The sequence below is a fragment of the Clostridium beijerinckii HUN142 genome (assembly GCF_000621745.1).
Lineage (GTDB): Bacteria > Bacillota > Clostridia > Clostridiales > Clostridiaceae > Clostridium > Clostridium beijerinckii_A.
The window spans coordinates 74,455-96,207 of record NZ_JHXK01000025.1 but is presented as its reverse complement, the minus strand read 5'-3'; the positions used below and the strand labels follow the sequence as shown (position 1 = coordinate 96,207).

General features: G+C 29.1%; 19 protein-coding genes and 1 pseudogene. 2 read left to right on the top strand and 18 right to left on the bottom strand.

The features are described from left to right. The 12 genes and pseudogenes from T483_RS29105 to T483_RS0112990 all read right to left on the bottom strand — a co-directional run. Window positions 1-262, bottom strand: a pseudogene (locus T483_RS29105) (transketolase); the annotation flags it as partial. A gap of 637 nt (window positions 263-899) precedes the next feature. Then, entirely contained in the window at window positions 900-1,547 is a 648-nt protein-coding gene (gene fsa / locus T483_RS0113040; protein WP_012060610.1) for a fructose-6-phosphate aldolase, read from the bottom strand. Window positions 1,548-1,894: 347 nt separating this feature from the next. Further along, window positions 1,895-3,043 (bottom strand): ROK family transcriptional regulator, encoded by a 1,149-nt coding sequence (locus tag T483_RS0113035; RefSeq protein ID WP_026887253.1) that lies wholly within the window; start codon window positions 3,041-3,043, stop codon window positions 1,895-1,897. A 190-nt stretch (window positions 3,044-3,233) separates the two neighbouring features. Continuing rightward, window positions 3,234-4,736, bottom strand: a complete 1,503-nt coding sequence (gene xylB, locus T483_RS0113030) for a xylulokinase (protein WP_026887252.1) — start codon at window positions 4,734-4,736, stop codon at window positions 3,234-3,236. 460 nt (window positions 4,737-5,196) lie between these two features. Further along, window positions 5,197-6,522 carry a xylose isomerase gene (gene xylA, locus T483_RS0113025; protein ID WP_026887251.1) on the bottom strand — a complete coding sequence of 442 codons (1,326 nt, stop codon included), beginning with the start codon at window positions 6,520-6,522 and terminating at the stop codon, window positions 5,197-5,199. Between the two features lie 536 nt (window positions 6,523-7,058). Beyond that, complete coding sequence (locus T483_RS0113020) at window positions 7,059-8,228, bottom strand: sugar ABC transporter permease (RefSeq protein WP_026887250.1); 1,170 nt, start codon at window positions 8,226-8,228, stop codon at window positions 7,059-7,061. A gap of 1 nt (window position 8,229) precedes the next feature. Further along, complete coding sequence (locus T483_RS0113015; RefSeq protein WP_026887249.1) at window positions 8,230-9,807, bottom strand: xylose ABC transporter ATP-binding protein; 1,578 nt, start codon at window positions 9,805-9,807, stop codon at window positions 8,230-8,232. A 64-nt stretch (window positions 9,808-9,871) separates the two neighbouring features. Continuing rightward, window positions 9,872-10,951 (bottom strand): D-xylose ABC transporter substrate-binding protein, encoded by a 1,080-nt coding sequence (xylF, locus tag T483_RS0113010; protein ID WP_012058596.1) that lies wholly within the window; start codon window positions 10,949-10,951, stop codon window positions 9,872-9,874. 294 nt (window positions 10,952-11,245) lie between these two features. Continuing rightward, window positions 11,246-12,586, bottom strand: coding sequence for a response regulator (locus tag T483_RS0113005; protein ID WP_026887248.1), 1,341 nt, complete (start codon window positions 12,584-12,586; stop codon window positions 11,246-11,248). After that, on the bottom strand, window positions 12,564-14,060 hold the full coding sequence (locus T483_RS0113000) for a sensor histidine kinase (RefSeq protein WP_026887247.1): 1,497 nt from the start codon (window positions 14,058-14,060) through the stop codon (window positions 12,564-12,566). The genes T483_RS0113005 and T483_RS0113000 overlap by 23 nt, the downstream gene beginning before the upstream one ends. Continuing rightward, window positions 14,050-15,030: a substrate-binding domain-containing protein gene (locus T483_RS0112995; protein ID WP_026887246.1), complete on the bottom strand. Its 981-nt coding sequence runs from the start codon at window positions 15,028-15,030 to the stop codon at window positions 14,050-14,052. The genes T483_RS0113000 and T483_RS0112995 overlap by 11 nt, the downstream gene beginning before the upstream one ends. A gap of 479 nt (window positions 15,031-15,509) precedes the next feature. Beyond that, complete coding sequence (locus tag T483_RS0112990; protein WP_026887245.1) at window positions 15,510-16,055, bottom strand: cysteine hydrolase family protein; 546 nt, start codon at window positions 16,053-16,055, stop codon at window positions 15,510-15,512. A 125-nt stretch (window positions 16,056-16,180) separates the two neighbouring features. On the opposite strand from T483_RS0112990, the gene T483_RS0112985 reads away from it, so the two are divergent. Beyond that, on the top strand, window positions 16,181-16,594 hold the full coding sequence (locus T483_RS0112985; RefSeq protein ID WP_026887244.1) for an Lrp/AsnC family transcriptional regulator: 414 nt from the start codon (window positions 16,181-16,183) through the stop codon (window positions 16,592-16,594). Here T483_RS0112985 and T483_RS0112980 read toward each other — a convergent pair. Continuing rightward, the gene (locus T483_RS0112980) at window positions 16,575-16,799 is read right to left on the bottom strand and encodes an HXXEE domain-containing protein (RefSeq protein WP_026887243.1); all 225 of its coding nucleotides are present in this window, start codon (window positions 16,797-16,799) and stop codon (window positions 16,575-16,577) included. The two genes, T483_RS0112985 and T483_RS0112980, sit on opposite strands and share 20 nt — an antisense overlap. Window positions 16,800-16,849: 50 nt before the next feature. Beyond that, the gene (locus T483_RS0112975; RefSeq protein ID WP_026887242.1) at window positions 16,850-17,212 is read right to left on the bottom strand and encodes a MerR family transcriptional regulator; all 363 of its coding nucleotides are present in this window, start codon (window positions 17,210-17,212) and stop codon (window positions 16,850-16,852) included. Between the two features lie 79 nt (window positions 17,213-17,291). Here T483_RS0112975 and T483_RS0112970 point away from each other — a divergent pair, with 79 nt between their 5' ends. Then, window positions 17,292-17,657 carry a carboxymuconolactone decarboxylase family protein gene (locus tag T483_RS0112970; protein ID WP_026887241.1) on the top strand — a complete coding sequence of 122 codons (366 nt, stop codon included), beginning with the start codon at window positions 17,292-17,294 and terminating at the stop codon, window positions 17,655-17,657. A 236-nt stretch (window positions 17,658-17,893) separates the two neighbouring features. Here the strand turns inward: T483_RS0112970 and T483_RS0112965 are convergent, their stop codons facing one another. The 4 genes from T483_RS0112965 to rpiA all read right to left on the bottom strand — a co-directional run bounded on the left by T483_RS0112965 (window position 17,894) and on the right by rpiA (window position 20,515). Next, window positions 17,894-18,451 carry a GNAT family N-acetyltransferase gene (locus T483_RS0112965; RefSeq protein ID WP_026887240.1) on the bottom strand — a complete coding sequence of 186 codons (558 nt, stop codon included), beginning with the start codon at window positions 18,449-18,451 and terminating at the stop codon, window positions 17,894-17,896. A gap of 166 nt (window positions 18,452-18,617) precedes the next feature. Next, complete coding sequence (locus tag T483_RS0112960) at window positions 18,618-19,127, bottom strand: GNAT family N-acetyltransferase (protein WP_026887239.1); 510 nt, start codon at window positions 19,125-19,127, stop codon at window positions 18,618-18,620. A gap of 211 nt (window positions 19,128-19,338) precedes the next feature. Continuing rightward, the gene (locus T483_RS0112955; RefSeq protein ID WP_026887238.1) at window positions 19,339-19,773 is read right to left on the bottom strand and encodes a GNAT family N-acetyltransferase; all 435 of its coding nucleotides are present in this window, start codon (window positions 19,771-19,773) and stop codon (window positions 19,339-19,341) included. 49 nt (window positions 19,774-19,822) lie between these two features. After that, entirely contained in the window at window positions 19,823-20,515 is a 693-nt protein-coding gene (gene rpiA / locus T483_RS0112950) for a ribose-5-phosphate isomerase RpiA (protein WP_026887237.1), read from the bottom strand. Window positions 20,516-21,753 lie beyond the last annotated feature (1,238 nt).

The window sequence follows — 21,753 nt, the reverse complement described above, 5'->3', positions numbered from 1 at the left end:
TATCTTCAACTGTAAGTCCATATCCAAATAAATGTAGCAATGAATATTCAAGCATTGAACCATGTCCTGCTGATAATACAAATCTATCTCTGTTATCCCATTCTGGATTTTTTCCGTTATGATTCATCTTAGACCATAATGTATAAGCCATTGTAGCTGATCCAAGTGGTAGTCCTGGATGTCCTGATTTTGATTTTTCAATAGCATCTGCTGATAATACTCTTATTGCATTAATAGATAATTTATCTAATTCTCTACTCATCTTTATCCTCATTTCCTAGACATATTTTTTATAAGTTCTTATTTGTGCTAATTAAGTCCCATGCTGCGCTTCGCATTCATTTCAAACATGAAATAATCTTAACTGTCCTTCAATTTCTTTTCAAAAAGCGCCTATTTTACTACACCTTTTTATATTGTTACCATTTTTTATTGGTTTCTTTTTAAATTGTTTTATATTTTCATTTATAAATTCTTAAATTCTTAAATTCCTATATTCTTTCATTCTTAACTTCTTACATTCTTAATAATATATATTTTTATCTCTGTCATTTGGAACATGAATAAATCATAAATGATAATCATACTTTTGCGAAAGGATTATATCAAAATATTTATACATATACATTTACACTTTTCTAATTTCAGAATCTAGCCATTATATCTCTAAATTACTTTTCTATTTTCGAAATATATCTGTGCTAGAAATAAGGAACATGTTTTGTGAAGTGTTTCATTAGAAATTTTGACGGTTGTGCTTCTTGGTTATAAGTTGTTCCAAAATGCTTGTTCAAAACTCGTTTTTGAGACTAGCATTTTGGGTACAACTTATAATCTTAGAATCACCCGTTAAAATTTCTTAGAAACCGGAACAAAAGCATGTTCCTTATTTCGGCAATCTATTTTCCAAATGCTGCTGCCCAGTCTGCTTTGAATCTTTCTAATCCTTGATCTGTTAATGGGTGTTTTAGCATTTGCATTACTAAACTATAAGGAATTGTTGATATATCTGCTCCTGCTTTTGCTGCTTCTATTACATGAATTGGATTTCTTACGCTTGCTGCTATTATTTCTGTTTCTATTCCATGAACTGCAAATATTTCTGCTATATCTCTAACTAAATCCATACCTATCATTGATATGTCATCTACTCTTCCAAGGAATGGGCTTACATATGTTGCTCCTGCATTTGCTGCAAGTAATGCTTGTGTTGCTGAGAATATTAATGTTACATTTGTTTTAATTCCTTCACTTGCTAATACTTTAGTTGCTTTTAATCCTTCAGCTGTCATTGGAATCTTTACTATCATATTCTTATGAATTGCTGCTATTTCTCTTCCTTCTTTTATCATTCCTTCAGCATCTTCACTTACAACTTCTCCACTTATTGGTCCATCAACTATTTCTGTTATTTCTTTAATAACTTCATTGAAGTCTCTTCCTTCTTTTGCTATTAATGATGGATTTGTTGTTACACCACATATTACTCCCATTTCATTTGCTTCTTTAATGTGTTCTACATTTGCTGTGTCTAAGAAAAATCTCATTTTATTAACATCTCCTCTTTGTTTAATTAAAAATCATTTAATATATAAGGTTATCTCAAATAAGAAATTTTAATTTCTTACTTAAGACTTACCTTTATGTAAATATTTATTTAGTAACACATAAGAAATTTGCTCTTAATTCGGAGTTCCAATCAAAAATCAAGAACATAAATCTAATATGAAATAAATAGATATTTAGTTTTATATAAAAGGCTTGTCTTAATCTGGAGTTCCAATCAAAGATTAAGACTCCCCTTAATATAGCTATGCTTACATAACTTTAAAAATATATTTTTAAAATTTATTTAATAAGTTTTTAAATTAATAGAGTAGCTTTCACCACTCCATTATTTAATTTCCAAGAATTCTTCTATAGGCATCATAGCGGCTCCTAGTAGATAAGATTCTTTAAAACTTGCAATACTTATGCTGCAATTATTTTCATTTGTAAATAAATTATCTTTATAGACATCTTTTTTTAGCATATCTATCTTATCATTAAGTAAGTTATTTATATCTCCACCTATTACTATGCTGCTAGGATCAAATATCATAACCAAATTTGATAGACCTAAAGATAATGTTTTTAAATAATCATTTAAGACATCATGAGCATCTTTATCATTTTGATTATATCTCTCTTCAAATTCATCAATATCACTAATATTTGAACTATTAGCCTCATTATAATTATCAATAAGAGAATTCATAGACGTGTATGCTTCTAAACAGCCTCTAGCTCCACACTTACACTTTTTTCCATCAATTGCTATCTTAGTATGACCTAATTCTCCTGATGAATTATTGTCACCTCTATAAATTTTTCCATTTATTATTATACCAAGGCCTAACCCCTCTGTTATTGATACATATAATAGATTTCTTAGTATATCTCTTTTATTTAGAAACTCGTAGTAAGCTGATAAATTTGCTTCATTATCTACATATACTGGAATGTCCAAGTATTCGAACTTTTCCTTTAAATTAAAATCTTTGGCGCCTAACAAATATGAATACTTTATTATTCCTTCTTTAAAATCTACGGTTCCAGGTAATGAAATACCTACTCCTAATAAATTTGCAGAGCATAAATTATATTTCTTCATTAACAAATCTATATTTTCATTAAGTAAATTTATTATGTTCTCTATTCCATCATTATTATGTCTAACTCGCATACTTTCAATAACGTTTTTCTTTATATTTACTAATGATATCTTTATATGATTCGGTGTTAGTGCGACTCCAATTGAATATCTACAGTTTTCATTCAACTTAATAGCAATTGCTTTTCTTCCTCCTGTAGATTCCAAAGACCTTACATCTTCTACAATACCCTCGCTTTTCAATTCTGTAATATTTGTAGAAACTGTTGTTATGCTTATATCTAATATTCTAGATATATCTAATTTGGTGATCTCATTTTTCTTTAATAATAATGCTATTATCTTTTTTCTGTTAGTTTCTTTTATTTTACTGTGATTTACTTCTATCAAACTTTAAAATACTCCTCTCGACTATTATCAGTAATAGTAGCTTTTTCTTAAATAATATCACTATTATTATTTTTGTTAAAGTATTTAAAAAACTATATAATTTTTTTGCTAAAATTCGATACTACTACACACCCTTAATTAATTATATAATCACTTAACTAAGATGATGGATTTCTATCTTTAATATAATTTAAATATCTTTTATTCTTGGATAAGCTGAATTATATGTTTCATATACTTTTGAGTACACTTCTTTTAATTCTTCATTCGGAGAAACTTTCTTGTTTCCTTTTACAATTCTATCACAAGCATCTTCTACAGAATCATATACTCCTGCTCCAACCCCTGCTAGTATTGCAACTCCAAGTGCACCACCTTCAGATGCTTTAACTGTAGTTAATGAATATTGGAAAATATCAGCTAATATTTGTCTCCATACAGCACTTTCTGCTCCACCGCCACTTACTCTTATCTCATCAATGTTTACATTCATGTCTTCGATTAAATCAAGACAGTTTTTCAAACTAAAGCTAACACCTTCTAATATACTACGTACAAAATCATCATGGTTATTTATTAGTGATACTCCTAAAAATGCACCTTTTACATTAGGGTCTATATGAGGTGTTCTTTCTCCCATAAGATATGGTAAGTAAACAATTCCATTAGAACCAGGTTTTGATTTTGCTGCTTTTTCAGTTAATAAATCATAGATATCTCTTCCTAATTTCTCGCTTTCTTCAACTTCTTTAGCGCAGAATGTTCTTTTAAACCAGTTCAATGATAGACCAGCTCCTTGAGTAACGCCCATTATATGCCATTTACCTGGTACTGCATGACACAAAGTATGAACTCTTCCTTCTTTATCAAATCTAGGTGTATCAGTTGCTGCAAATACTACTCCTGAAGTACCTATTGTTGTTGATATTATTCCTTCTCTTACTATTCCATTTCCTATTGCTCCTGCTGCTTGGTCTCCAGCACCACCAACAACTGGTGTATCTACTGCTAAGTTTGTTAATTTTGCAACTTCCTCTGTAACTTTTCCACTAACAACTACTGATTCATAAACATCTGCTAATATGTTTTTATCTATATTTAACTCATTAAGTAATTCTTCGCTCCAATTTCTAGTATTTATATCTAACATTTGCATACCACTAGCATCTGAAACTTCTGTTGCAAAAACATTAGTCAATTTAAGTCTAATATAATCTTTTGGAAGAAGTATTTTGTAAATTTTATTATAGTTTTCTGGTTCATTATTTCTAACCCACAATAATTTTGAAAGAGTAAATCCAGTTAATGCAGGATTACCAGTGATCTTAATTAGTCTTTCTTTTCCGATTACTTCTGTCATGTAATCACATTCTTTTTCTGTTCTTTGATCACACCAGATTATAGAATTTCTAATTACATTAAGATCTTTATCTACCATAACAAGCCCATGCATTTGGCCACTTAATCCAATACCTTTAATATCAGAAGCTTGTACACCGCTTTTTCCAATAACATCTTTTATTCCCTTTACACATGCCTGCCACCAATCTTCTGGATCTTGTTCTGCCCATCCTACCTGTGGTTGGAATAAATCATATCCATAAGTTGCAGTTTTTATTGTAGTTCCATTTTCATCAAAAAGAGCTGTCTTTGTTCCTGATGTTCCAATATCCAATCCTAATAAATATCTCATTAATAAACCTCCTAAGTTATATATCTTTTCTAAATTAACATAATCACAAACTTTTTACTTAATTTTTTAAATAACTTTTTAAATGTATTTTAATAAGTTTATTATACTTCCCTTTTTCTTTGCGGTCAATAGTTTTTTGAATACATTTTCATTTTTTATTTTACTAGGTATTTTTTATATTTAGAAAGTTGCACTTATTATAAAATATCTACCAAAATAGAGTCCTAAATAAAAAGGAACTTCTTGCAATAATAATACTGAAAAATATTACAAGAAGTCCTTTTAACTATAAATTTACAAGTTAGAAGTTTTTTCAAATGTATTTATTTAGAGCTTACCTTTAAGGCTAGCCTTTGGATACAACTTCTAATCTTAGAATCATCCACAAAATCCCGTACAAGTTGGAATAAAAGCATGCTTCTTATTTTGGTGAGATGAATAAATCTAGATTATATATTATTTATTTATGATCCTCAAATATATATTGATTAACTATAGATTCTAACAACTCTTGTCTTCCAGATTTATTTATTATAGGGTTATTGTTTAACGCATATGCTTCTAATTCTTTAAAGCCAACTTTTCCTTCAACTATTTCTTTACCGATTCCTTGTGTAAAGCTTGAATATTTTTCTTTTATAAACTCTTCTAAATCACCATTTGCTAAAAGCTTATGAGCCACTCTCAATCCTTTAGCAAATGTATCCATTCCTGCTATATAAGCTAAGAATAAATCTTCTTTTTCAAATGATGCTCTTCTAACTTTAGAATCAAAGTTAACACCACCTGGTGCAAGCCCTCCATTTTTAAGAATTTCATACATAGCTAATGTAGCATCATATATATTTGTTGGGAACTGATCTGTATCCCATCCAAGTAATGGATCTCCTTGATTAGCGTCTATGCTACCTAAGAAATTATTAATCCTTGCAAAATGAAGTTCGTGTTGGAATGTGTGTTGTGCCAAAGTAGCATGATTTGCTTCAATGTTAACTTTAAAATACTTATCAAGGTTATAATTTTTAAGGAATCCCAAAACTGTTGCTGTATCAAAATCATATTGGTGCTTTGTTGGTTCCTTTGGCTTTGGCTCTATTAGAAATTGGCCTGTAAATCCTATTTCTTTTGCATAATCAACGGCCATTTGAAGTAATCTAGCAAAGTTGTCTAATTCTAATCCCATATCTGTATTTAATAGAGTTTCATATCCTTCACGTCCACCCCAAAAAACATAGTTTTCTCCATCTAGCTCTTTTGTTATTTCAATTGCTTTTTTAATTTGTGCTGCTGCATAAGCAAATACATCCGCATTACAGCTAGTACCTGCACCATGAACATACCTTGGATTAGTAAAACAGTTAGCTGTTCCCCATAAAAGTTTTTTATTATACTTCTTCATTAAACTTTTACACAACTCAACTATCTCATCTAAATTTTTATTAGTTTCTTGTAATGTTTTTCCTTCTGGTGCTATATCTCTATCATGGAAGCAGAAATATTCTATGTTTAGCTTATCCATTAATTCAAATGCTGCTTCCATTCTTACTTTAGCTAAATCCATTTCATTTGTTTCGCTATCCCATGGACGAATCATAGTCCCAGCACCAAATGGATCTGCTCCTGTAGCTGTTAATGTGTGCCAATAAGATAAGGCAAATCTTAGATGTTCTTTCATTGCTTTATCCCCAATAATTTCGTCTGGATTATAATATTTAAATGAATATGGATTTTTAGAATTTGCCCCCTCGTAATTTATTTTCGAAACATTTTCAAAGTATTCTCTCATATGATACCCTCCTCATTTTTCTATATTGAATATAAATTATTTCTAGTAAATAGCGTAATAACTTATTAAGCCATCTATCTATCTATTTATAAAAGCCAACGTTAGTAATGACTAGCCCTTATATATAAATCAAAGTTGTTTGATTTCAATGAATATTCTGAATTTTATTTTGTATAACAAGCTTTAATCAAAATAATTATTAAAGTAAGTCAAAGTACTTATTCTTTTGATATTCACTACTTAAAATATATTTTGAAATAACTTTTTAAATGTTGTTTTGTAAGCTTATAATACTTTCTTTTTTTTATATAGTCAATAGTTTTCTGAGTATATTTTTATGTTATTTTTTAATAAAATAATTCATTATAATTATGTCCATCTCATACCTTTTTATTTTAAACAAAATATAGAATTAATATACCATATATACAGATAACAGCAGACACTATTAATTATAGCCTGCTGTTATTCAAATGATTTGTCGTCACTAATTTATATAAAGTTTTAATTAAGAGTGTATAATCATTTTTAAAGAATTATTTCTTGTTTTTAGATGATATATCCATCCATACTGCTATTAGTAATATTAACCCTTTAACGATGTATTGCCAGAATGTTGGAGTATTCATCATACTCATACCGTTATCTATACTAGCCATTACAAGTGCACCAACTAATGCTCCAGCAACTGTACCACTACCACCTGCTAAACTTGCTCCTCCAATAACACATGATGCAATTGCATCCATTTCTGCATTTTGACCAGCTGAAACTGATCCTGCATTTAGTCTTGATGTAAGTAATATTCCAGCAACTGCGCAAAGTAATCCAAGTACTGAATATATAACAATAATATGTTTTTTTACGTTTATACCAGATAATCTTGCTGCATCTCTATTTCCACCAATTCCATATATTCTTCTACCAAATATAGTCTTTGTTCCTACAAATGCTAATATTAAAGCTAAAAGTAACATAATGAAAACTGGTATAGGAAATCCTTGATAGTCATTAAGAATTAACACTAGAACTAATGATATAACTCCAATTCCTACTATTGTAAGTACATCTAAAGCCATTGGTCTAACTTCAATATTATATTTAATCTTATTCTTTCTATTTCCTAATATTAAATATGCTGAACCTACAATCGCTATTACTACTAATATATAACCTACAACTGTTGGTAAATACGCTTGTCCTATAGCTTTGAAATCTGCTGTTAATGGTGCAACAGTATTACCACCTGTAATTCCTATTAATACACCTCTAAAAACAAGCATACTTGCTAAAGTAACTATAAATGATGGAACATTTCTAAATGCTATCCAATATCCATTCCAAGCTCCCATAATAACTCCAAGTATTAATGTTATTACCACTGTTGGGATAGCTGAAAAACCAAACCAAACATTTAATATTGCTGCAATTCCTCCAAGTAAACCTAAAGTTGATCCTGCCGAAAGATCAATCTCACCTAAAATAATTACAAAAACCATACCTATTGCAAGTACACCAGTAATTGACATTTGTCTAAATAAATTTGATAAATTTCTTGTTGTTAAAAAATTTCCATCTGTTAAAAACGTGAACAAAACCCATATTGCTGCTGTTGCTATTAATATTGCTGCCATCTTAGATTTAAATACAACGCCTAAACCTAATTTCTTTTCTTTTTCTGAACTTGTACTTTTACTTAATTGCATCTTATATTCCTCCTACAGAAGTTTTAGTTTCTTCGCTATAATTCTCACTAACTTCTTCATTTTTCTTTCCTACAGAATAATTCATGATCATCTCCTGAGTTAATCCATTATTCTCAAGACTTGCCTTTATTTCCCCTTCATTCATTACTAGAACCCTATCACTAATTCCAAGTACTTCTGGAAGTTCTGATGAAACCATTATTATAGATATCCCTTGTTTAGCTAGCTTAAATATTAACTTATAAATTTCATACTTAGCTCCAACATCAATTCCTCTAGTAGGTTCATCTAATATTAATATTTTAGGTTCAGCAAGAAGATTTTTTGCTAGTATTACTTTTTGTTGATTTCCACCACTTAGATTTTTTATTGCTAATTCAGTTGATGCAGTCTTTATTTTTATTTCATCAATAAATTTTAAAACATCCATCATTTCCTTATCTTTATCTATTACATTTAATGGCCTTTTATATTTCACTAAATTGCTCATTGTCATATTTTTAGCTACACTCATACCCGCAATTATTCCATCTTTTTTTCTATCTTCTGGAACCATAGCTATTCCTTTGCTTAAAGCATCATTTGGATTTTTTATGTCAATTTTTTTACCCTCAAAATATATTTCACCGCTCTTTTCACCTTGGAAACTTCCATATATGCTTGCCACCATTTCTGTTCTGCCTGAGCCTACTAAACCTGAAATTCCAAGTATCTCCCCACGTCTTAAGGTAAAACTCGCATTTTTTACTCTTTCTATGTTCTTATTAAATGGATCTAAAACGTTAAAATTCTTTATCTCAAAAAATTCTTCGCCTATTTTATGTTCTTCTCTAGGGAATAGATTTTTCATTTCTCTTCCAACCATCATTTGTACTAGCTTATCTTGATCTATCTCACTAATAGGAACTTGTCCTATTGTTGATCCATCTCTAATTACAGTAACATTGTCACATATTCTTGTAACCTCATTAAGTTTGTGAGAAATATAAATACATGTTACTCCATCTCTTCTTAAATCATCTAATATTCCCATCAACACTTCTACTTCACCTTCACTTAAAGAAGCAGAAGGTTCGTCAAGAATCAATAGTTTTGCATTTTTAGATAGAGCTTTTGCAATTTCAACTAATTGCTGATGTCCAATTCCAAGATCCCCCGCTCTAGTAAGCGGATTAACATTCAGCTTAACCCTATTTAATAATTCATTTGTCTTATTTAACTGTTCACTAAAATTTACTAGTCCACGTGCGCCAATTTCATTTCCTAAAAAAATATTTTCTGCTATAGATAATTGTTTTATAAGTGCTAATTCCTGATGAATAATTGCAATACCAACGCTTTCAGAATCTTTTATACTTGTTTGGCTTAATTCTTTTCCTTCAAAAATTATTTTTCCCGAGTAAGACCCAGCAGGATGCTCTCCGCTCAAAACTTTCATCAGTGTGGATTTTCCTGCTCCATTTTCACCACAAAGAGCATGGATTTCTCCTTTTTTAACTTTTAAAGTTACTCCATCTAATGCCTTTACTCCAAAGAATTCTTTGACTATATCTTTCATTTCTAAAATATACTCACTCATGAAATGCTTATCTCCTTTCTATATTGGAGTCTGACACAATATATTCAGACTCCAATATTCTTATTTATTTGCTTGGTCTTTTATCTTCTGGTACATTTTTATATACATCATCAAACTTTTGGAAACCATCTTTAATTACAGTATCTTTCATGTTATCTGCTGTAACTGCTATTGGAGTAAGTAGTACTGAAGGGACATCTTTTTTACCATTGTTAGTTACAGTACCACCTGTTTCAACATCTTCACCTTTAGCCATCTTTACAGCCATTTCAGCTGCTTTTGCAGCAATATCTTTTATAGGTTTGTATATTGTCATTGTTTGAGTTCCTTCAACAACTCTTTGGCAACCAGCTAAATCTGCATCTTGTCCAGAGATTGTAATTTTTCCTGCTAAGCTTTGTGCTTGTAATGCTTGAATAGCACCACCTGCTGTACTATCATTTGATGCAACTACAGCATCAAGTTTGTTATTATTTGCTGTCAAAGCATTTTCCATTATCTTTAATGCTTCCTCTGCTGACCAATCTTTTACCCATTGATCCCCTACTAGTTTTATATCTCCCTTATCTACATAAGGTTTTATTATGTTCATTTGTCCTTGTCTAAATAATTTTGCATTATTGTCTGTTGGAGATCCTCCCATCATGAAATAATTTCCTTTTGGAGTTTTATCCACGATAGCTTTAGCTTGTAATTCTCCAACCTTTACATTATCAAAAGATACATAGTAATCTAAGTCACTATTGGTAATCAATCTATCATAAGCCAATACTTTTATTTTATTTTGGTGAGCTTCTTCTACAATTGGTGCTATTGATTCACCGTTATGTGGTATTACAACTAAGACATCTACCCCTTGAGATATAAGATTCTCAGCTTGTGACATTTGTGTTGGATCATCCCCATTTGCAGATTGGAAAACAACATCTGCTCCAAGTTTCTTAGCTTCTTCTTCAAAGATTTCCTTATCATGCTGCCATCTTTCAAGTCTTAGGTCGTCCATACTTACACCAATTTTTATTTTCTTATTTCCATTGCTAGATGTTTGTGCATCTTTTTTTGCTCCACATCCTGTCAATGCTGAAAATATTAGTACCCCACTTAGTGCCAAACCTAATAATTTAATCATTTTTTTAGATTTCATCTTTTTCTCCCCTTTTTTTTTAATTATAGATCTCTTTTACAGTCTTAATTATATCCGTTATAGTAAACGTTTCAAATAGACTGGTTTGCTAATTTATAATCTTATATTGCTATCTTTTTACAGCAAATTTTTACTAGTAAATAATTCAAAACATAAAGAAAATCCAGACTAATATCTAAATATAAGAAATAGTCTGGACTTTTTTATCGTTGTGATATGTTGTTAGTAATATATTGCTTTTTATAAATCAAAAAATTCCCGAATAATAAATAACATATCTTTCACTAATTAATTTCAAAAAATCTTTTCTTCCATGTTTCCTTTAAAATTTGCAGGACTAACACCTTCATATTTCTTAAATACTTTGCTGAAATAATTAGGATCATTGTATCCTACTTTGTAGCAAACCTCTTTCACATTCATTTCTCCAGTTGAAAGTAATTCCTTTGCAACATCTATTCTGCATTTATTTACATATTCCGAAAAATTAATGCCGGTTACTTCTTTAAATGTCCTGCTAAAATAATAGACACTTAATCCAAAATTGCTCGCTACCTTCTCTAGTTCTAACTCTGTTTCAATATTTTCTCTAATAAATTGTTTTACACTTTCAAATAGTTTCATCTTTATTTTATTTGAATTTTTATTTTTACCTAACTTTGTATCCCCTGATATCCCGACTAAAAAACTATCATTCATCAATTTTCCTTCTATATCATCAATATAAATAATATTTACATTGTCTGAGTTATATACTAAACATTTCATAGCTTGTCTATAAGATTCCACAATTTGCTCTACTGAATCAAATATTTCTCCAAGACCTGCCCTTATTGAAACATTAAACCTCTTCTTTATTTCTCTCCTTAAATTAAATGCAAGATCAATCTCTAAACTTTTAAAATCTTGAGTTTCCTCATTATCTATTTGTATAAAATACGTTAATTCTTCATAAAATACATAGTTACCTATACATTTATATCTTCTATTAATATATTCTTTAATATATTCTCCTATCTTAATTTTAACTTGATCCCTTTCACTTCTACTAATATCTTTATAAGCATATTTATCCTTTATTGAAATGACCATTGCATAGCTATTCATAAAATCCATATCTAAGCATTGTAAATACATTCCATAATCAACGCCTTTAAGCTTATCATTTATTATAAGGTCACTTAATTGATTTTCAAGTACAGGCAATAAAGTATATATTTTTTCCTTATCTTTAATTTCACTTTTTCTTTTCTCCTGTTCTTTTTTCACCCATTTAATCCCTACAGCAATTTTTTCTATAATCTCTTCCTTGGTAAATGGCTTTAGAAGATATTCTTTCACATTTATTTTTACGGCTTCCAATGCAAAATCAAAATAATCATATGCTGTCAAAATTATGCTATATAAGTTTGGTAAAGTTGCTGTCATTTCCTTTAATGCCTGTATTCCATCAATACCAGGCATTTTTATATCAATAATAACTATATCTGGTCTGATGCTTTCAGATAGTTCAATTGCTTCTCTCCCGTTTTTGGCTTCGTATATTTCTAACTCTTCTAAAAAATTTTCCTTTATTATATGTTTAACCGTTTCCCTATCATACTTTTCATCATCAGCAATTAATATTTTCATCATTATTCTCATCCCCCATTATAGGTATTTTCAAATAAACTTTAGTCCCTTTGCCTTCTTCACTTTCTACTTTAAACATATTTTTCTTGTTATATAAATATCTAAGCCTCTTTTCTACTATATTTATTCCAAGGCCTGTTGTATGCCCTGTATGTTTTGCATCATAATTATAATTATTAATCTTATCCAAAACTTCTTTAGAAATGCCAACACCATTATCTTCAATTAAAACATTACACTCACCATTTTCCTCATCAATATATATATTTATATATCCACCATCTTCTTTCCCTTCAATCCCATGTATAAATGCATTTTCTACTAATGGTTGTATTGTCATTCCGGGAACTTTAACTTTTTTCATATCCATATTTGTACTTAGATTAAATTTTACCCTATCATCAAACCTGCATTCCTGAATATAAATATAATCCTTTACAATCTTTATTTCATCTTCCAATAGTGCATTTGTACTCATACTTCTTAAAGAATATCTTAAAATATTAGATACTGATTTAATTAATTTACTTGTAGTTATCGCATTTTCCATTATTGCTGTCGCGTTTATACAATTTAGGGTATTAAATAAGAAATGTGGGTTTATTTGAGACTGTAATACCTTTAAATCAAATTCTTTTAAAGCATTCTCATATTTTAGATTTTTCATCTCCTCTTCTTTTAATTTTTTTTCTAATACGATCTTCCCATTAAGCGAACTAATAAGATTTTTTATATCTGTAATCATAGTATTAAATGTTTTTGTTAAAATATCTAACTCATAAATGTCAGTTTTGTTACCTTCATAATATTCAAATTGACCTTTTGATACTTTGTTTGATATTTCAACCATACCCTTTAAGCCCTCAGATATATGTCTTATAAATGTTAATGCATAAACTACACACAAAGCTAAAATTAATATAAGATATGTAGCTAGTCCTATATATATTACGCTGCTATTTCTATTTAGTTCTTTATATGCTATGCTATTAGCCTCTAGGAAATTTTGCATTAAAGTCGATGCATATGCATCACAATATGATGCAATATTCTTGGCCGCTACAAAATCATCATAGTAAAAAACGTATCCCTCCTTATTTTCATAAGCAGATATTGTATTTTTAGAACTTTCTATATAAGAATCTAAAGTATTATCTAGATCTCTTAAAATATATTGATTTACATCATCAGAATTTTTCTTAAGATTACCAATTTTTTGTTTTGCAAGAATCACCTCATTATTATAGCTTTCTTTCTTACTTGGAGTTCCATTCAATATATATTGATTAAAATTATCTAAAGAGCTGTCAACATGCTGCTTAATTTCATTAGTAATGAGCATATTGTTAAGCATATTAACATACCCGTCCTCAATTTTTTTGCTCATCGCCAAGGATATAATATTGCATATACATATAGGAATAATTAAGCATATAACAAACATTATAAATTTACTATTTAAGCTTTTAGTTTTCAACTTTATCATCTCCTCGCTTATAGCTATCTATATTGCTCTTATTAATTACATTTACATCGATTAGTGATTTTGAAAACTTATTTGATTTCCCTTCAATTTTGTCCATAATAATATTAACTGCCCTATAACCCATTTCATTACTTTTCTGCACTATTGTTGCTGAAACTAGTCCATTTCTAATATTGCTTAAAGTATCATCCAAATCATCAAAACATATAATTTTTACCCTATCCTTATAATTTAAATCTTTTACTGCTCTTGCAGCGCCTATTCCGTCAAGAGCTGAGGTACAAAATAAAGCATTTATGTTATCATTTCTATTTAATATTTTTCTTGTTATAATTTCTGCCTCAAGAAGCATCGCATCCGATGAATCTGTATCTACAATTTTCAAGTTAGAATTCGATTTTATATATTGTGTAAAACCTTCTACCCTTTCTTTCTGATTCTTTACGTTTTTTCCTCCCATTACTATTGCTACATTTCCAGACGTTCCTATTTGCTTGACCATTTCCTTCCCGGCAACTTGTCCAGCTAAAACATTATCTGTGCCAACATATGCTATTCTATTGCTATCTTCTTCATCTGAATCTATTGTAACTACTGGAATACCCTTTTCCATTGCGCTATTGATCTTCTTTTTATATTGTCCTTCTTCTTGAACATATGTTATTATGCCACTCACCTTTGCTGATGTAGCCATATCAAAAAGTTTTAGCCCATCTTCAGTACTTGCAGTTGTAGGTCCTAAAAATTCAACCACTGCACCTCTTTCTTTAGCAGCTCTTTCTGCACCTGCTTTTATATCAATCCAATATGGATTAGTCTTTATATGAGAAATCAGCACTATCTTAGGTTTTATCGGTTCCTTTTCTACTTTCTTGTCTCTTAATAAATTAATAAAATATAAATTACTCCCTAAAAAAAGAGCAATAAGTATAATGACCAAAACGCTCTTTAAGAATTTCATTACTAAGATCTCCTTTTTAATAAAATTAATGAAATATATAACATTATAAAACCACTTTTAAAATGTCCTTTAATAATGTTATTCTATATTTGTTCTTTTTCTAAGTCAATATATTTTTGTATAGCTTTTCATAAGAGATAAAATAACAATATCATAAATAAACGTTTATTAAAATTATAAAATAGATTCTTTAGTAAATTTTCGAATCTTTTATTACTCACTTTTCATATTTGTAATCTTGTGTAGACAATTTAATATCCTTTAACTAAAGAGATTAAAATAGCTACGAATACCTAATTTGCTGGACTTTGACCATTCTATAATTTTCAAATATATATATTTTTTTGAAAACTAAACTTCTTTATTTTTCTAGTTATAAAAATAATAGGATTAAAAGTAACAAAGAAAGCTACTTTTAACCCTAGCATCATTTATAGATATAATCTATATTCTATTTATAATATGAGTACTATGCAAAATTAAATTTTAGATAATTTCATCCATTCCATAGTACTTATTACATTACTAAATTTTAAACTTTGAGCAATTAAAGTAGCTTTATGAAGATCTTTACTACTTATAGAACCCACTTCATTATTTACATCTATAGTACCTGTAGCATCTGACAAGAAGTCAACGTGGTAGCCTCTATGGAAAGCTTCCCTCGCTGTCGTGTCACAGCACATTTGAGTCATATATCCTGAGATAACTATCTCAGTTATATTTTCTTTTTTTAATATTTCTTCTAAATTTGTTTCATAAAAACTGCTTGGCTTAGTTTTCTCAATAAGATAGTCGTACGATTTCTCAATAATCATTGAGTGTAGTTCCCATCCATTTGAATTCTTAATAAATGTGTCTCCAGAAAGTGCTGTATGCTGTACAAATATAACAATTATATTATTCTCTTTTGCATAATCCATTACCTTCAATATATTATCAAAGCTATTATTAGGATAAGTTACTTTTAATTTACCTGTAAAATATTCATTTTGCACATCAATTACTAGTAATGCTTTTTTCATTTTCATTCCACCTTTATATTTGCTGATTTACTTATATTTGTTATACTAATAGTATCTTAAATTAAGGTTGAAATGTGAAAGATATTCATTAGTTTCTCTTTAAAAATGAAAGGATTTTAGGCTATATGTTTGATGAAATAGATTTGAAGATTTTAAACATGCTATTGATTAATTCAAAAATACCGCTTAAGGAAATTGGTGATCATGTACACTTAACCCCTCAGGGAGTATCCAATAGAATTATACGACTTCAGGATTTAGGTATAATAACACAGTATACTGTATGCATTAATAATTCTCTGCTGGGCAAAAACATTACTGCATTTATTACTATTTTCATGAAAACCACACAACATGATAAATTAACAAAATTTATTAAAGAAAATACAATTATAACTGAGGCCCATAGGATTAGTGGAGATGGCTGCTATTTGCTTAAAGTCATATGCTCTAATATGGATGAAATTAATTTATTACTTGATAAAATTATGGAATATGGTACTTACAGATTAAGTTTATCTACCTCAACAATAAAGTAATAAATTCTTCAGCTACCCCAAAAGCAAAAGATGCCGTTGTAATATTATCGAAATGAGGCAATAATTTTTTTGATAACGCTGGAAACTTTTCACATAAATAATACCTATTTTTACTTATCCATGATTGTATAAAAATTATTTCTTCAAAATCATGGATAATAAATAATATAGGAAAAAACCATATAATTGCTTGCATATTGCTCATTTCAATCCTCCCATATATTATTTAATAAAAATCATCTAAACAGTCATTAGTTAATTTTCACCTATCATTTTCTTATAAATACCAATCTTTTTATCCAAGTGCATTATATTTTCTTCGATTTTTCTCTTTTCAATATTTAACCTATCCATTTGTTCTTCAAGTAATTCTAATCTTTCCTTTATTGTATCATCGCCCTCATATCTCAATTTAGAATAGTATTGTATCTGCTTAATTGGCATATTTATTTCCTTTAATCGAATTATAAATTTTAGCCACTCAATATCTTTTTCAGAATATACTCTTTTATTAGCTTCATTTCTTTCAGGATAAATCAGACCAAGCTTTTCATAATATCTTAGTGTATCAATGCTCAAACCAATTTTTTCAGAAAACTCTCCTATATAATAATTCAAAATAATCACCTACCTCTTGACATGGAGTTAACTCCATCATATAAGATAATATTATCAAAGAATAGGAGGTATTACAATTATGGAAAATAGATATGAAAAAGGGATAAATAAACTCAATGAGGTGGATGGAAACGCTGGAACAGCTGTAATAGAATCACTTAAGGATATAGCTCCAGACCTTGGAAAATACATTATTGAATTTGCTTTTGGAGATATTTATACAAGACCAACATTTGATTTAAAACAAAGGGAGCTTGTTACTTTATCTGCTCTTACTACGCTAGGAGGGTGCGAAAACCAATTAAAAGTTCATATTAACGGAGCATTAAACGTTGGGATATCTAAAGAAGAAATAATAGAAGTATTCTTACAATGTATTCCCTATGTTGGCTTTCCAAAAGTATTAAATGCTGTAGCGGTTGCAAAGGAGATTTTCAATAATTAATTTTATAATTAATTAAGAGCTTAGAATTTTTATAATTTTAGGCATATGAAAGAAAATAACAAGTCCAAAATGCTATGATTATTTTTCATCACGCAAGTAATTAAATTGGTCTCATAACAGGTCTATTAGGGCAATTTACTGACTCAGCATGACGGAAAATAGGCTTGGCAGATTGACTTCTTATTTTTTTGATTATGCATAAGCTCTTAAAAAATAAAATAAACTTTATATTGTTTTTAATATTCAATTGCTCCACAGTAATAATCATCATACACAATAAATTTTTTATTAATTGGTTTATAACCCATCTCCATTAATGCATCTATACGTTCATTTGCTATTGGAACTGCTTTCGTTAAGATACGCTTAACATCAAAAGCCTCATAAAAGAATTCATTTGCGATATCTAATATATTTTTTATTATGTGCTGAGTCTCATACTCACTTTGCAGATCTATTCTTAAAACACCATAGTGATTAAATTCATCTTCTGCTAACCTGTGAAACATTTCTATAGTCCCAATTTTTTCATTAGTATCATTTAAAATTACTGTCCATCTTACGAATTGCCTATTTTCATATGAATATTCCCAAAAATCAATTGCTTGTCTCATTTTCTCAATTGTTTTGTAATTAAAATTATCTCCATGACAATTATCAGAATTAAATAATGGTACTGCTTTTTCATCTGAATAGCATTTAAGCAATTCTTCTAAATCTTCCTTGCCTGTTCTTCTTAATGTAATTAATTTATTTTTATATTTTGGACACTCTTTATAGACATCGTTATTCATAAATTAAATTCTCCTTATATTTTTAATTTCTCCTAAAACTAAGCAATGAATCATGCTCATAAACATATTAGCAACAATATTACCATAGTCATTTTTATGACAATGCAGAAATTTTGGTCTTTATATTATTTTGAGCTTAAACCTTATTAAATACATTTAAGTTAATTTATCTAAGCTTATTAATATAAATATTCTCTTGCTCAGTAGAGCTGAATAATTCAAAATTACAATTATTTAATACTTTAATAGAACCAAAATTAGTTTTTAAAGCTCTGGCTGTTATACCTTTACCCCCTTTAAATTTACCCGCCCATCCTATTAATGTTTCTAAAGCCTCTGTCATAAATCTCTTTCTTCTATAATTAGATGAAATGCTATATCCAACTTCTAAATACCCATTTACATCAGCTAATCCTTTAAATCCAATAAATCCTATTCCTTTTTGATTTTCCTTATTAATAATTAGCCAGCATGTATACCATTCATGGATATTTTCATCAATGTTTTTCATTTTAATTAGTTTTTTTGATATTGCTAATTTAACAGAATCTAATAGTGCTTCTAATTCAATTTGAGTTTCAATATTATCAAGTTCATTTTTATTTATATACTGTAATTCCTTAAAAGATAAAGGCTTCAAAAATAATCTTTCAGATTCTAAAAACTCCTTATTCACTCTAATCCCTCTATTCTTTTACTATATAAAGTGATTTAAATAAACCATCTCTTTTCTACTTATACAAAAACTGTTTGCGCTTATTTATACCATGACTAAAACTCGAATCTTTAATTTCAAAATTCTCTTTATCCCTTAAATTTATAGTTTTATAATGTGATACTCTTATGCAGAAAAAAATTACACATTATCAGATAAATTGCTATTTGTATTATATCCACTGTCTGAAAGCTGTTTTATCATTTTGATTATATCCTGCTTGTTCATAGAAATTTAACGTACTATCTTTTTGGGAACCAGTTAATAACATTAATTTATAACACTTTTCTTTAATCGCTATTTCTTTTGCGTAGTTCAAACAAGCTGTTGCTAATCCTTTATTTCTATAATGTTTATCAGTCACTACATTTTCAATAAAAGCATATGGTCGTTGATTGTGTGTCAAATTTGGTATTATGACGCAAACACACGAAGACACTATCTTTCCTTCTTCCTCTGCAATAATAATATGATGTTCTTTGTCTTCCAAAATTCTATTCCATACTTCCATTATTTCTGGTGTTTTCTCTGGCATAGAATCATTATGCAGTTGCATATATAATTGCATTAGCCCATTGAAATCTTCATTTATTATTTCCCTTATCATATCATCATCCCCCTCTGTACATTCTAAAATGAAATAATATTTGCCTAGATTACTCCATCTTTACATTTTTGATCTTGACATTATTAATAATCTTGGCGCCGCTATTTGTCCCAATGATAATACGATCACACATATTAATAAATAATCCTGTTTCTAGCACTCCAGTTATTCTATTAACTTTATTGTAAACATCATTGATGTTCATTGGCTTTCCTATATGCAAATCAACTATATAGTTACCATTATCAGTTACAAAAATCTCTTCTTCCTTCATTCTTATTTTAGGATTTAAGGAATAATCCTGTAATTCTTTAATTACATGTTTGTATCCATATGGTAATATTTCAACTGGTAAAGGAAATTCTCCAATGCCATCAACTAATTTACTTTCATCCATAATCCATATAACTTCAGTGGCCAAACTAGCCACAATTTTTTCTCTAAATAAAGCTCCTCCACCACCTTTAATGGCATTAAATTCATTATCTATTTCATCTACACCATCAATTGCTAAATCAATCCTATCAACTTCATCAATTAATAATAAAGGAATCTTAAGTTCTCTTGCTAAACTCTCAGTACTTTTTGATGTTGCTACAGCCTTTATCTTCATTCCACTTTTAATCAATTCTCCAACTTTTTTAATCATGTAATAAGCTGTCGAGCCTGTTCCCAATCCTAATATCATCCCATCTTTTATATATTCTGTTGATTTTTCTCCTGCAACTCTTTTTTGATCCATACTTACCTCCAAAAATTTTATAATTCTATTCCTACTTTAAATTCTCTACCTGTATAAATTTGTTTTTTCTTGAATATCATTTATATAATATTTCTTCCAATCACATTTTTTGATATTCATGATTCATAAATATTGATGTAAAATAACTTTAATTCTTTTGACTTAATTATTACACATATATTCTTATCATTTAAGTCATGGTATCAGAGAATTTCATTTACCAACAAATTGTTAATCTAACCTATCATACAAATTATAATTTTGTTTTACTTTATGTAAATTATATCATCCACTTACAATTATTTGCACTAATTTTAACTTTCTACTTAATAAAACTTTACTTCTCTATCAAATCTATTTTTTAGTATGAAAAAAAGCCAAGATTTTACTCTCAGCTCTGGATTTTTTTCGTGAATTATTGTTTAACCATATTTCCAATCAAGATGCTATTCCAGAGAAGTCTAGAGTAAAAAACTAGGCTTTATAGGAATTATTGTGCGTTTGAGAGAGATGTTTTATTATTTAGAGTTAGTTACAAATTCTGTACTCACCCTTTAATTCTCTCTCAAACTCCCCCCTTCATCCCGCATTCCCCCGTTAATTCTAAAAAAGTTTGCTCACGCTCCTGTACCAAAAATAATGGTTTTAAATACTTCTTTTTTAATCAAAGTTTAATCAGAATTCCATCAAAGTTTGAACAAACCATTATTCAGGTTCAAGGGATAAATAATTTAGAATCGTTGATATTACTCGTTTTCCTCGTTTATTTTTCTCGCAAAAAAAGGACTAAGTTTTTTCCTCAATCCTTCTTTTTAATCAAACTTTATTAGATTTGGGGTGGTTTGAGGAGTTAAGACAAATTTGTACTCGAACCTTAAACCATGATGTTTTTTCTCCATCTCCCCCCACATTCTCCCGTCAATTTCCGTCACACTTCTTAGAATTTTCTACCCAAAAATCATGGTATTCAATACCTCTTTCTTCGCCAACCTTTATTCGGAAAACCACGAAACTTTGACGAAAATAGGATTAAGAACTTCACCTTTTCCTTCTCCCAATCGCTCTCCCTTAACTCCGAATATGCCCGCCAATGGCGTAGCCGAAGCCTCCCTTCCCGTCTCTCAAAAATCATTCTAAAGCCTTGCTATATCTCACGTTAACTCTCTCCTTAATCCTCTCTTACTTCTCCCTTAAATCTAATTCTCTGCATGAAAAAAGAGCCGAGATTTTACTCTCAG